Raw genomic sequence first — 12,019 nt, 5'->3', positions numbered from 1 at the left:
GCCGGGTTCGGCCAGGAGCGGACTATCGTTTCCACTTTACTTAGTTGCCCCTCATGAGTCGATTCTTCGTGGTCCCTCGCAGCTACAGCCCTGCCAAGCTTGCAGCTTTCGCCGCGCTCAGCTTCGCGCTGGCTGCGGGAACATGGGCGCCTGCGCTGGATCACAGTGCCGGCATCCCGCTTGTGTCGGAACTGCGCGAGGCGCGTGGACCTCTAGCAAGCATCACACCGCATAGATATGGGATAAAGTTTCGGCTTTATGGTCGAGCAGAAATCTTCGATTATCCGACGAAGGCCAAAGGGTACGACCTTGTGAAATCGGCTCTCACGACAGCCGAAAACAAAGAAATTGCTCTGTTGTTCAATCCGGAGCCACGCATGTCGAGGTTCCGCTCTGAGGCGTACTACGATGTGTGGCAACTATCCGTCGATGACAGACCGGTACGAACAGTCGCAGATTCGAAGGAAGGGTACCGCTCTGATAACGCGGTCGCCTCTTGGTTGCTTGTTTGCTTTCTATTGTCGGGCATCTACTTTTCCGTGTTGACAGGGCGGATATGGCATCTCAAGCGGTCGACGCCTTCTGCATAAAGGTCCGCAATGGCTCGATAGCGGACGCGACAATAGATCTTCAACCAGCCAGAAGTAGACGGTCATAAGCTCGACAGATCGCTTGGTCTCGCCCTTTCGACAGGCATCGATCTCCCTTGTACAATGCGCCCTTTGCACGCATTCGCTCAACCACCATGAAACCAGCCCGCTTCCTCACCTTCAAATGCGCCAAATGCGCCAAACCGGTCAAGGTCACCCTGCAGAAGGTCTCGGCCTGCTCGCACATCCAGCCCTACCTGGGCGTCTGCGAGTGCGGCGAGCCCAAGCGCCACGCTACCGGCAGCCCGGACGCAGTGAAGTCCTATCTCGAATCGGCCGACGGCAACTGGCATCACCATCACTGATCGGCCAGGCATGAGCGAGATCACCTGGCTCGAGGGTGGCGCCGAGCGCAGCGCGCAGTGGCGCTCGGAGAGCGGCTGGCCGGCGCCGAAGAAGGTGGTGCTCGCCGACGACGCCATGACGGCCGACGCCGCCTACCGCCTGGCGCTGGACGGTACCGCCCTGTTGTGGCGCGGCGACTTCCAGAACGCGCGCCAGCTGCTGAACGCCCTGGTGCGCCGGGTCGACCACAAGAGCGATCGCGCGCGCCGCGCCAAGCCTGGCAAGCAGCAGCCGACGCCGACCGAGCTGTTCCACCGTCACCGCCTGCAGCAGCTGCAGCGCGCGCGCACGCTCGCCATGCTCCTGATTCCCTTCGAGGCCGGCCATGTGATCCCGCTACGCCGCGCGCCCGACGTGCTTGACGCCTGCAACGAAGCCTACGGCGCTGCGGACAGCCCTTACGTCGCATCCCTACGCGAACTGCTGGGCGTGATCGGCGCCCACGAGTGGCGCCGCAAGGGCGTGCGCATTCCCGCACTCGACGCCCACATCCACCCCTGGTACGGCGTGTTCTCGCCGGTGCGCGGCGAATACGTCGAGCTGGTCGCCCAGGCGCCCTTGCCGCCGGGGACGAAGCTGGCCTTCGACATCGGTGCCGGTACCGGCGTGCTGTCGGCGGTGCTGGCGCGGCGCGGCATCGAACGGGTGCTGGCGACCGACATGGATGCCCGTGCGCTCGGCTGTGCACGCGAGAACATCTCCCGCCTCGGCTTATCAAGCCAGGTCGAGGTGATCCAGGCCGACCTGTTCCCGGACGGCCGCGCGCCGCTGGTGGTCTGCAATCCGCCCTGGCTGCCGGGCAAGCCCAGCTCGGCCATCGAGTACGCGATCTACGATCCGGACAGCCGCATGCTCAAGGGTTTCCTGAATGGCCTTGCGGCCCATATGGAGCCGGGCGGCGAAGGCTGGCTGGTGCTGTCCGACCTGGCCGAGCACCTCGGCCTGCGCCCGCGCGCGCAACTGCTGGGCTGGATCGATGCCGCCGGGCTGGAGGTCGTCGCGCGGCACGATGTGCGCCCCACGCACGGCAAGGCCAGCGATCCGGACGACCCGCTGCATGCGGCGCGCTCGCGTGAAGTAACCTCGTTGTGGCGCCTGCGGGCAAAGGCTTGAGTTAGCTCAAGCATTGCCCGTCTGGAAAAATCATCGATTGCGCCGGCGCTTGGTTCGCGCTATAATCTTTTTCTCAGACGCGGGGTGGAGCAGTCTGGCAGCTCGTCGGGCTCATAACCCGAAGGTCACAGGTTCAAATCCTGTCCCCGCAACCAAATACCGCACAAAAGCCCGACTCTCGTAGCCGGGCTTTTGTTTTCTGCGGCAGCAAATGCTGCGGCAGCACAGGCAGCGTGAGCTTTGCGCAGTGAGCTGATGAGAGACAAGAAAGACAACGCAACGATCGATCTGCCCGGTTTCGAACCGGCCGAGCCGCCCGTTTCCGTTGTCGAGCCGGCGCGTAGTCAAGCGCGTCCGCGTCCCCGTCGTGCCTCCCTGAAGCAGGAACAGCTCCAGCTGCTGGAAGAAACCGATACGAGCGGCCTGCCTGTCTGGCGCCGCGACGATTCGCTTGACCTGACCGGCCTGCCGGTCTGGGCGCCGGCCCCGACCTAGTCCGGCTATCTGGCCACACTGTGGCCACCCTTTGGCTCGGACTACCATGACTACGCAACCCTTCACCTCGCTGCCGCTCGCGCCGCGCTTCCTCGCCAACCTGGCCACCCTCGGCTACCACCAGATGACGCCGATCCAGGCCGAATCGCTGCCAGCGGTGCTCGAAGGACGCGACCTGATCGCCCAGGCCAAGACCGGCAGCGGCAAGACCGCGGCCTTCGGCATCGGCGTGCTGCACAAGCTCAATCCCGCCTGGTTTGCGGTGCAGGGCCTGGTGCTGTGCCCGACCCGCGAGCTGGCCGACCAGGTCGCGGGTGAACTGCGGCGCCTGGCGCGCGGCGTGGGCAACGTCAAGATCCTGACCCTGACCGGCGGCGTGGCCATGCGTCCCCAGATCGCTTCGCTCGAGCACGGCGCCCACATCGTGGTCGGCACCCCGGGGCGCATCCGCGACCACCTGGGCCGCAACACCCTCGACCTCTCGAAGGTCCAGACCCTGGTGTTGGACGAAGCCGACCGCATGACCGACATGGGTTTCTACGACGAGATCGCCGGCATCGTCAGCGCCTGCCCGCAGCGCCGCCAGACCCTGCTGTTCTCGGCCACCTATCCGGATGACATCCGCTTCGCCACCGCCGGCTTCCTGCACGAACCGCTGGAAGTGGCGGTCGAAAGCCAGCACAGCGCGGAAAAGATCGAGCAGCGCTTCTACGAGATCGGCTTCGAAGGCCGTGACGACGCGGTGGCGCGCCTGCTGAAGCACTACCAGCCGGTCTCCACCCTCGCCTTCTGCAATACCAAGGCGCATTGCCGCGAACTGGCCGACACCCTGCGCGAGCATGGCTTCTCGGCGCTGGCCCTGTACGGCGAGCTCGAACAGTGGGAACGCGACGAGATTTTGATCCTGTTTGCCAACCGCAGCTGCTCGGTGCTGGTGGCCACCGACGTCGCCGCGCGCGGCCTCGACATCGCCAACCTCGACACCGTGATCAATGCGGACGTGTCGAAGGATCCGGAAGTGCACGTGCACCGCATCGGCCGCACCGGCCGCGGCGATGAAGCAGGCCTGGCCCTGACCTTGTGCGCCCCGAACGAAAAGAAATGGGTGCGCCTGATCGAGGAATACCAGGACGCGCCGGCAAGCTGGCACGGGCTCGACGAGCTGGGCGAACACCAGGAAGCAGGCGCCCCGGCGCCGATGCTGACCCTGCACATCGCCGGCGGCAAGAAGGCCAAGCTGCGCCCGGGCGACATCCTCGGCGCCCTCACCGGCGACGCCGGCCTGTCCAAGGAACAGGTGGGCAAGATCAGCGTCGGCGAGTTCGCCAGCTATGTGGCGCTGGATCGCCACGTGGCCCAGGCCGCGGTAGCGAAGCTGAATGACCGCCAGGCCCCCGGCCCGGAATTCGGCGCCATCAAGGGCCGTTACTTCAAGATGCGCTTCATCGAAGTCTGAGCCGGACGGCTGTTTGTAACCGAGTTGTAACAGCCGCGCACGGTTGGCTCAGCAGCACCACCGCCGCTGCAAATCTGGCATTATTTGTCAAAATACAAATACCGCGCCGGGACACGTTTCGGGCATACCCTGCGGGTCGGGGCGCGGCTTGACGCCATGATGACCAGCACTCCCGTAACCCAGCAACAGCAGACCGACGGCCGGACCGTGCGCGAGGTGGTCGAGTTCAACCAGGAACTTGTCAACGAGGTCTGGTGCCGGCGCATCTTCCGCCAGATCCTGCAGTCGCTCGAACTGCAATACGCGATGCAAATGCCGCATCGCCCGATCAGTCCCGACACCATCCTGATCCTCGATTCCGGCGACCCGATGCTGCTGCCGACCCAGGACGTGAGCGCGGCCTGGTCCGAAGCCGGCGACCTGCACGACCTCGCCGCGGTGGTCCATTACGCCATCACCCGGGAATTCCCGCCGGCCGCGCCGCTCGCCGGCCGTAGCCTGGGCCTGCCTGGCGACTACAGCGACTCCTTCATGCAGGCCGTCGACCGCTGCCTGGCCACGGATCCGCAACAGCGCCCGCATACCATCGAACAATTGCGCAACCTGCTCGGCATCGTGCCGCTGGGCCCGGCCATCCCGGCTCCAGCCCAGGCCCCGGCCTCTACTGTGCCGCCCGAGCCGGCCGTATCCTTCCTGAAGGATCCCGCGCCTCTCGCCGAACCCGGCGGACTGCGGCGCTGGCTGCTCCTGATCGCCGCCGCGACGGTGCTGCTGGGCGCCCTCGGCGCCCTGTTCGCCCTGCTGCACCAGGCCGACTCGCGCGACACGGTGACGCTGGCGCTGCCGGGCGACACACCGGCCGTCACGGAAACGCCTGCCGCTGTGCCTGAAGCCGCGACGGTGGCGACGCCGGCGCCGGCCGAAGCAGCCGCAGCTGCCGCTCTCCCACCCGGACTGCCCGCCGACATGGTGCCGGCCCCGACCGCTGCCGCCCCTGCTGCGCCAGCCCAGGCCCCGGTCCAGGCTGTGCCAGTTAAGCCTGCTGCCGCGGCTGCCGGCGCCACCTACAAGCTGGTGATCAAGCCCTGGGCCATGGTGCAGGTCGATGGCGTCGACCATGGCGCCAGCCCGCCGCTGAAGCGCCTGACGCTGACGCCGGGCCAGCACACGATCCGCATCGTCAACCCGAACTTCCCCGAGCATACGGTGTCGCTGAACGCCGTCAAAGGCGCCACCGCCGTGATCGAAATGGACTTTACCGAAGAGGAGACGCCATGACGCCGCCAGCCCCACGCATCCTGCGCGCCTGCTTTCTCACCGCAACCGTACTGCTGGGCGGCTGCGCCCAGATCAAGCCGCAGATCGATGCGCTGTTCGGCGGGCGCGAACCCGCGCGGTCCCATCCGCGCGCCGAGGAGCGCACACGCCCGCGCGCGGAACGGGCCGAGCGCTACGAGCGTCCCGCGCCCCGCCCCGACCGTTCGGCATCCGACCGCGACGACATCGCCCTGCGCGAAGGCATCGCGCTCTACCATGAGGGCGAATTCAATGCCGCCATCAAGCGCCTGAGCTCGGCCGACATGAACGGCGGCTCGGTGCGCAACCGCGTCACCGCCCTCAAGTACACGGCCTTCAGCTATTGCGTGACGAACCGCCCGGTGCCCTGCCGCCAGGCCTTTGAGCGGGCCCTGCGCCTGGACGGGGCCTTCGACCTCGCGCCCGGCGAACAAGGCCACCCGCTGTGGGGGCCGGCCTTCGCCAAGGCGCGCCAGAACGCCGGCGGGCGCGAGGGCGCGCGCGAAGCGTCGCGCTGAGCCCGCTTACAGCTTGACGTTGATGCTCGCCGGGAAGGTCGGTGGGCGGCGGCGCTGCGAGGCCTGCTCGTAGGCATAGGCCATGCCGATCAGGCTGGCTTCGCTCCAGGCGGTGCCGACGAACGAGATCCCCACCGGCAGTCCGCGCGTATAACCAGCGGGCACCGTGACGTGCGGATAGCCCGCCACCGCGGCCGGGCTCGAGAAACTGCCGCCGTAGTGGTCGCCGTTGATGTAGTCGGTCAGCCAGGCCGGGCCGCCGGTCGGCGCCACCAGCGCGTCGAGCTTGTGCTCCTTCAGCACCTGGTCAATGCCCTCATCGCGCGAGTAGCGCAGGTCGTTGGCCAGGGCCTCGCGGTATTCCTTGGCATCCAGTCCCGGCTTGGCCTGGGCGGCGATCAGGTGCTCCTGCTTGAAGTAAGGCATCTCGCGCGCCGCATTCTTCTCGTTGAAGGCAATCACGTCCGCGATGTTCTTGACGGGGGCGTGCGGCGCGTAGTTCTTCAGGTAAGACGCCAGGCCTGGTGCGAATTCATACAGCAGCACCTGCAGCTCGCTGTCGTTGTACTTGTCGACGTTCGGCACTTTCACGTCGACCAGAATCGCGCCCTGGGCTTTCAACACCGCCAGTTCCTGCTCGATGATGGCATCGACCGCGTCATTGCTGCCAAAGAAGTTGCGGGCGACGCCGATGCGCTTGCCCTTCAGGCCATCCGTGCGCAGCGCCGCCGCGTAGTCGCCGATGTGGCGCCTGCTGTCGGCGGTCGCCTTGTCGTCCGCATCCGGGCCCGCCATCGCGGCCAGCATCAAGGCGGCGTCAGCCACGCTGCGGGTCATCGGGCCGGCGGTGTCCTGCGAATGGGCGATCGGAATGATGCCACTGCGGCTGAGCAGGCCCAGGGTCGGCTTGATGCCGACAATGCCGCAGGACGAGGACGGCGAAACGATCGAGCCATCAGTCTCGGTGCCGACGGTCAGCGTTGCCAGGCTGGCGGCCGCAGCTGCGCCCGAGCCCGAACTGGATCCGCTCGTGTTGCGGTCGAGCGCGTAGGGATTTTTCGTCTGTCCACCGCGGCCGCTCCAGCCGCTGACCGAGTTGGTCGACCGCATGTTGGCCCATTCGGACAGGTTGGTCTTGCCGATGATGACGGCGCCGGCATTGCGCAGCAGCGTCACGATGTGGGCGTCCTTCACGGCGCGTACGCCGTCGAGGGCGAGCGAGCCGGCGCTGGTGCTCATGCGGTCGGCGGTGGCGATATTGTCCTTCAGCAGGACCGGGATGCCGTGCAGCGGCCCGCGCACTTTGCCGGCGGCGCGCTCGCGGTCCATGTCGGCGGCAATCTTGAGCGCATCCGGATTGGTCTCGATGACGGAGTTCAGGCGTGGCCCGGCCTTGTCGATGGCGGCAATGCGCGCCAGGTATTGCTTCACGAGCGAGGCCGAGCTCAGCTTGCCGGCCGCCATCTGCGCCTGTTGTTCACGGACGCCGGCCTCCAGGATGCCGCCCGCCGCCTTACTGGTGGCGCCAGCCGCTGCCGCCGTTCCCGCCACCCCGGCCGTGGCGCCCGCTACCATCCCCGCGCTGACGCCCAGCCGAACGAAATCCCTGCGCTTCATACAAGCCTCCGTGTCAAATAATGCATGAGCATAGCAGCAAAGTTACTCATCTGACACGGGCTCTCCTAGCGGAAATGGCCTTGCGATTTCATTGTTGCCGCAGGCTGGCGCAGGACCTGTTCCAGTTGCATCCCTCCCTGTGCAAGAGCTTCCTTTTCGCTGTGGACAGAACGCGCCCCGTGCCGGCAGGACACATGGACGCCATCCTCGAAAACAGTTCTCCTGTAGCGGCAGAACATGCATACTTGCGAGTTGTGCATGGCTTCTCCTTTCGAAACGTTTGGAGTGCCCGCTGCCCTGCTTGCGCAAGACCTGTTACCATTAGAAAGCGGAACACGATTCCGCATTATAAGCGGAACTTTGTTCCGTTTTGTAGATTTTTTTATGCATACGACTCCAAACCAGCAAGACACCGCCTCGCCAGTCGAGGAAAACCAGCCGCGCAGCCGCCGTGCCGACGCCCAGCGCAACCTGCACTCCCTGTTGGATGCCGCCATGGAGGTGTTTGCCCAATCGGGCATGGACGCGCCGGTGCGAGAGATCGCCGAGCGCGCCGGCGTCGGTGTCGGCACGCTGTACCGCCACTTTCCCCAGCGTTCCGACCTGATCGTCGCGGTGCTGAAGTCGCAGATCGACGCCTGCGCCGATGCGGCGCCGGTATTGGCGGCCGAGTTCGAGCCAGCACAAGCGCTGGCACGCTGGATGGAGCGCTATGTCGACTTCATCGTCACTAAGCGCGGCCTGTCGAGTGCCCTGCAGTCGGACAGCGCCGCCTACGCCGCGCTGCCGGAGTATTTCTATGGACGCCTGCGCCCTGCCCTCGCTTCACTGCTGCAGGCGGCGGTCAACCGGCAGCTGATTCGCCCCGGGTATGAAGCCGACGAGCTGCTGCGTGCGGTAGCGACCCTGTGCAAGGCCAATCCTATTGAGGAAACGGCTGCGACCAAGCGCATGGTCGGGCTGCTGGTCGACGGCCTGCGCTGCACGCCGGCGTCCTGAGCCGATTGAATGGACGAAAAAAAACGCTGCCGAGGCAGCGTTTTTTTCGAGCAGCGGTCGATCAGTTACGGACGACGCGCTTGTATTCGTTGGTGCGGGTATCGATTTCGATGACGTCGTCGGTGCTGACGAACAGCGGCACCATCACGGTGTGCTGCTTGGCTTCGATGGCGTTCTCGATCTTAGCTTCCTTCAGGACGTTGCCCGAGGTGTTGCCTTTGACAGCCGGCTCCGAGTACACAACCAGGCGTGCGATGGTGGTCGGCAGTTCGACCGAGATCGCCTTGCCGTCGTAGAACACGGCTTCGCATTCCATACCGTCTTTCAGGTAGTTGATGGCGTCGCCCATGTTTTCTTCTTCGATCTCGTACTGGTTGTACTCTTCGTCCATGAAGACGTACAGCGGATCGGCAAAGTACGAGTAGGTCACCGGCTTCTTGTCCAGCACGACCACGTCGAACTTGTCGTCGCCGCGGAACACGTTTTCCAGCGGTGCGTTGGTCAGAAGATTCTTCATCTTCCACTTGTAGGTGAAGCCCGTGCGGCTCGAACCGTTCACATCCGAACGCAGCACGATGAACGGCTTGTCTTCGACCATAATGATGTTGCCAACACGGATTTCTTTAGCGAATTTCATAGGTGTTTTACGTAAAAAGTAAGTTGCATTAAATCAGCGGTGGCCGGTGAGCGAAGAAAGCCTTGAAGCCTACGTTTGATCCTGGGTATTTCGTTACAGACTAACCGCGCATTATACCGGATTTTCTGAGGCAAGCCTCAGCGCGCGGGCAAAATCGAGCAGATTCGTCGCCAAATCACCATTGGCGAGCACTTCCTCGCGCCATTCTTCCGCACGCACGGCAAGCTGCGGCAAGGCGGCGTGTATCTCCTGCCAGGCGGCCGGCATCGACGCGATCGGCTGGGCGCCGTTCCAGCCCAGCGAAAACTGCTCAAGCGCATCGCCACCGGCGTAACGGCCGAGGAAGGCGCGCAGCTTCTTGTGGTGCAGGTTTTCGTCCTGCGGGTAGATGTGCCACACGAAAGGCCGGCCCGCCCACTGGGCGCGCACGAAGGAATCCTCGCCGCGCACGAAGTTCAGGTCGCAGGCCCACAGCAGGCGGTCGTAGTCGGGCTGCGGCACGAAGGGCAGTACCCGCAGCGTGAGGGCGCCGCGGGTGGCGCTGCTGCCGGCAGTCGCGGCGGTGCCGATGAAGGCCTGTACCGCCTCGCCCGCCACGCCTTCCGGCACCAGGCAGGTAACGGGACGGGTTCCTTCCGACCAGGCGCGCAGCAGCTCGGCCACGGGGGCGTGCGGGTAGCAGAACAGCGATACCTTGAGCGCGTCCATCTCGGGCGCCGTTACGCCAAAACGCGCGAGGAAGCCGGCCATGGTGGCAGGGTCGGACTGGAAGGCGGCGCGCGCCTCGTCGAGCCCGGCCTCGTGGATCAGGCCGCCGGTCTTCGCGGTAAAGCCCGGGAAGAAGAAATGCTTGGTCAGCTTCAGGCGCGGATGCATCGAAGGCAGGCGGTGGCAGCCTTCCACCCACTCTTCCGCCGTCAGGCCTTCGAGGTTGAACCACACCGGGCGCGGGCTGCGCTGCGCCATCGCGGCGACGTAGCCGGGCGGGATGTCGACCGCGAAGAATTCGATGACGATGTCGGCCACCTCGTCGGGCAGGAAGCTGCCTTCCTGGTCGCGCCAGTGAATGACCCGCACGCCATCGACCTCCTGCGCGGCTGCGTTCGGATCGACCTCCGGGCAGATGCGTCGGAAGCTGCGCAGGTCGTCCACCCACAGGTGCACGCGCACGCCGTGCTCGCGCCACAGCTGGCGCGCCAGGCGCCAGCAGATGCCGATGTCGCCATAGTTGTCGACGACCTTGCAGAAGATCGCGAGCGTGGGTGCGCGGCTGGAAGAATCGGGAAGGCTCATGCAGGAAGGTGGAAGGCGTCGAAAGCCCGCCATTCTACCTCACTCGACAAGCAGTTTCTCCCGCAACAAAGGGCGCGCGTATAAGCCCTGCGGCAGCAGTTTGCAAGCGCGGGGCGCAGGTTCTCTGCGCTATCGCAAGGGGTGCCGCAAGCGGCCGACAATCTCCATCATGCCTGCAAACTTCACTACCCACCCCCAGTCCAACGCCTACCTGCAGGGAGCCCGGCCGAATGAACCCGGCCCCTGCGCTCCGTTCGCGCCCGACCTTACCCGGCGCGCGAATGCCATGTACGCAGTCGCCCGCGCCAGGCGCGTAAGGGCGTCGGCATCGTCATGTCCTGCTTGCCAGGCCTGCGGTGCCGAACTGATGCCGGCGGCCGCACTCACACGAAGGAGTTGACTATGAACGAATACCAGCAATACGGCATTGGCCAGGGCCAACTGGCACCCCAGGCTTTCCTGGGCGGCATGTTCGGCGCACCGCTGGGCGGCGCGATCGGGCGCGGCATCGGCGGTATCTTCGGCAACCCCAACCTGGGCAGCCGCATCGGCCAGATCGCCGGCGGCATCGGCGGCGGCCTGCTGCCCTTCGGCGCCGATCCGGTGAGCGCTGCCTATGCGAGCCAGCCGCAACAGCTTCAGCAACTGCAGCAGCTCCAGCAATTGCAGCAACTGCAGCAGCTGCAGCAACAACAGCAGCAGCAACAGGCCCAGATGGGCCAGCTGGCGCCGCAGGGCTTCGTCGGTAACCTGTTCAGCCAGTTCGGCAAGCCCGCCGGCGGCCTGATCGGTGACCTGACCGGCAGCTCGACCATTGGCAACGTGGCCGGCAGCGTCCTGTCGGGCCTGGGCGGCCTGCTGCCCTTCGGCGCCGATGCGAGCGCTGGCGGCGTGCAAGGTGCCGGCATCCAGCAGCACCCGGTGGTGCAGCAGCTGCAGCAACTGCAGGTCCAGCAGCAGCAACTGTTGCAGCAGCTGCAGCAGATTCAGCAGCAACAGGCCGTGCTGCAGCAGCAGCTCGCCGCCGAACAGCAAGGGGGCCAGGTGGCGCCGCAGGGCTGGTTCGGTAACGTGATCAAGCGGGTTGCGCAGCCGGTGGGCGGCTTCATCGGCGGCCAGTTCGGCAACCAGGCGCTGGGCAGCACGATCGGCGGCGTTGCCGGCCAGCTCGGCGGCATGCTGCCGTTCTCGGCCGACCCGTGGACGACCTACGCCCAGCAGGCACAGATGGGCGCACAGCAGACCATCCACTAAGCGTCCGTGCCACCATCCGCCTCCCCTGCGGGAGGCGGTTCTACCCAAGGAGGTTTGTCCATGCCGAGTTCCACCAGCGCGCCGGACCAGGGCCGTAGCAGCCGCTACATCGTCCGCGCCGCCGCCGACAGCCACGCGCTCGGCGCCTTCATCGACAGCCTGGGCGCGCAGCCTGCCATCCGCCTGGTCGACACGATCGGGCCCGCCGGCGGGCCGCCGCACACCGTCGTGGTCGAGACCGATCACGACACCGCCGAGCAGCTCAAGCGTCGGACCCTCAACCAGTTAACGATCGAGCCGGACCAGCCGCTGTCGCTGTTCGACTAGCGCACCCAGTTCGCCAGAA

General features: G+C 65.7%; 13 protein-coding genes and 1 tRNA gene. 11 read left to right on the top strand and 3 right to left on the bottom strand.

What is annotated here, in order from left to right:
• Window positions 1-53: 53 nt before the first annotated feature.
• The 8 genes from LK542_RS21865 (at window position 54) to LK542_RS21830 (ending at window position 5,873) form a co-directional block, all read left to right on the top strand.
• A complete protein-coding gene (locus LK542_RS21865; RefSeq protein WP_227813567.1) occupies window positions 54-590 on the top strand; it encodes a hypothetical protein in 537 nt (178 codons plus the stop codon).
• A 155-nt stretch (window positions 591-745) separates the two neighbouring features.
• The gene (locus tag LK542_RS21860) at window positions 746-955 is read left to right on the top strand and encodes a hypothetical protein (protein ID WP_027863734.1); all 210 of its coding nucleotides are present in this window, start codon (window positions 746-748) and stop codon (window positions 953-955) included.
• A gap of 10 nt (window positions 956-965) precedes the next feature.
• Complete coding sequence (locus LK542_RS21855) at window positions 966-2,108, top strand: class I SAM-dependent methyltransferase (RefSeq protein WP_227813566.1); 1,143 nt, start codon at window positions 966-968, stop codon at window positions 2,106-2,108.
• Window positions 2,109-2,186: 78 nt separating this feature from the next.
• Window positions 2,187-2,263, top strand: a tRNA-Met gene (locus LK542_RS21850).
• Between the two features lie 100 nt (window positions 2,264-2,363).
• A complete protein-coding gene (locus tag LK542_RS21845; protein WP_227802158.1) occupies window positions 2,364-2,603 on the top strand; it encodes a hypothetical protein in 240 nt (79 codons plus the stop codon).
• Window positions 2,604-2,649: 46 nt separating this feature from the next.
• Complete coding sequence (gene dbpA, locus LK542_RS21840; protein ID WP_227813565.1) at window positions 2,650-4,059, top strand: ATP-dependent RNA helicase DbpA; 1,410 nt, start codon at window positions 2,650-2,652, stop codon at window positions 4,057-4,059.
• A gap of 156 nt (window positions 4,060-4,215) precedes the next feature.
• Window positions 4,216-5,337: a hypothetical protein gene (locus LK542_RS21835; RefSeq protein WP_227813564.1), complete on the top strand. Its 1,122-nt coding sequence runs from the start codon at window positions 4,216-4,218 to the stop codon at window positions 5,335-5,337.
• Window positions 5,334-5,873, top strand: a complete 540-nt coding sequence (locus LK542_RS21830) for a TssQ family T6SS-associated lipoprotein (protein WP_227802155.1) — start codon at window positions 5,334-5,336, stop codon at window positions 5,871-5,873. Before LK542_RS21835 ends, LK542_RS21830 begins: the two co-directional genes overlap by 4 nt.
• Before the next feature lie 6 nt (window positions 5,874-5,879).
• Here the strand turns inward: LK542_RS21830 and LK542_RS21825 are convergent, their stop codons facing one another.
• Complete coding sequence (locus LK542_RS21825; RefSeq protein WP_227813563.1) at window positions 5,880-7,490, bottom strand: amidase; 1,611 nt, start codon at window positions 7,488-7,490, stop codon at window positions 5,880-5,882.
• A 384-nt stretch (window positions 7,491-7,874) separates the two neighbouring features.
• Between LK542_RS21825 and LK542_RS21820 the strand changes: the two genes are divergently transcribed.
• On the top strand, window positions 7,875-8,489 hold the full coding sequence (locus tag LK542_RS21820; RefSeq protein WP_227813562.1) for a TetR/AcrR family transcriptional regulator: 615 nt from the start codon (window positions 7,875-7,877) through the stop codon (window positions 8,487-8,489).
• Between the two features lie 61 nt (window positions 8,490-8,550).
• On the opposite strand, the gene LK542_RS21815 is transcribed toward LK542_RS21820, so the two are convergent.
• Both LK542_RS21815 and earP read right to left on the bottom strand, forming a co-directional pair.
• Window positions 8,551-9,126 carry an elongation factor P gene (locus LK542_RS21815; protein ID WP_227802152.1) on the bottom strand — a complete coding sequence of 192 codons (576 nt, stop codon included), beginning with the start codon at window positions 9,124-9,126 and terminating at the stop codon, window positions 8,551-8,553.
• A 111-nt stretch (window positions 9,127-9,237) separates the two neighbouring features.
• Window positions 9,238-10,419 (bottom strand): elongation factor P maturation arginine rhamnosyltransferase EarP, encoded by a 1,182-nt coding sequence (earP, locus tag LK542_RS21810; protein ID WP_227813561.1) that lies wholly within the window; start codon window positions 10,417-10,419, stop codon window positions 9,238-9,240.
• Between the two features lie 402 nt (window positions 10,420-10,821).
• Here earP and LK542_RS21805 point away from each other — a divergent pair, with 402 nt between their 5' ends.
• Both LK542_RS21805 and LK542_RS21800 read left to right on the top strand, forming a co-directional pair.
• The gene (locus tag LK542_RS21805) at window positions 10,822-11,673 is read left to right on the top strand and encodes a hypothetical protein (RefSeq protein WP_227813560.1); all 852 of its coding nucleotides are present in this window, start codon (window positions 10,822-10,824) and stop codon (window positions 11,671-11,673) included.
• A 60-nt stretch (window positions 11,674-11,733) separates the two neighbouring features.
• Entirely contained in the window at window positions 11,734-12,000 is a 267-nt protein-coding gene (locus LK542_RS21800) for a hypothetical protein (protein WP_227802149.1), read from the top strand.
• Window positions 12,001-12,019: the final 19 nt, after the last annotated feature.

Source organism: Massilia sp. IC2-477 (assembly GCF_020707265.1).
Taxonomy (GTDB): Bacteria; Pseudomonadota; Gammaproteobacteria; order Burkholderiales; family Burkholderiaceae_D; genus Telluria.
The sequence above is the reverse complement of the archived record's forward strand: the minus strand, read 5'-3'. Positions and strand labels throughout refer to the sequence as shown.